The sequence below is a fragment of the Frankia sp. Mgl5 genome, from assembly GCF_023242985.1.
GTDB classification, from domain to species: domain Bacteria; phylum Actinomycetota; class Actinomycetes; order Frankiales; family Frankiaceae; genus Parafrankia; species Parafrankia soli.
The window spans coordinates 1-287 of the sequence record NZ_JALKFY010000069.1 but is presented as its reverse complement, the minus strand read 5'-3'; the positions used below and the strand labels follow the sequence as shown (position 1 = coordinate 287).

Sequence of the window (287 nt, the reverse complement as noted above, 5' to 3'; positions counted from 1 at the left end):
ATATGCGGTGAAGCATGACGCTTTGGCACAATATACACCTGACAGCTACAGCCAGGCATTCGTACAGGTGATCAACGAAGTGGCACCTGATGCGATCGTAGCGGGTCACACAGCGATCGGACGCGATCTCGCTCCTCGCGTTGCAGGCCGGTTGGGTTACGGATTGGTTTCCGATGTTACCGCAGTAGAAGCGGGCCCGCTCTTTACCCGTCCCATTTATGCAGGAAAAGCGTTCCAAAGACGCAAGTTTGCAGAGGGCAAAATTTTTGTAACCATTCGTCCTAATA

General features: G+C 52.3%; 1 pseudogene. It reads left to right on the top strand.

Annotated elements, in window-relative coordinates:
- A pseudogene (locus MXD62_RS08395) lies at window positions 1–287 on the top strand (electron transfer flavoprotein subunit alpha/FixB family protein); the annotation flags it as partial.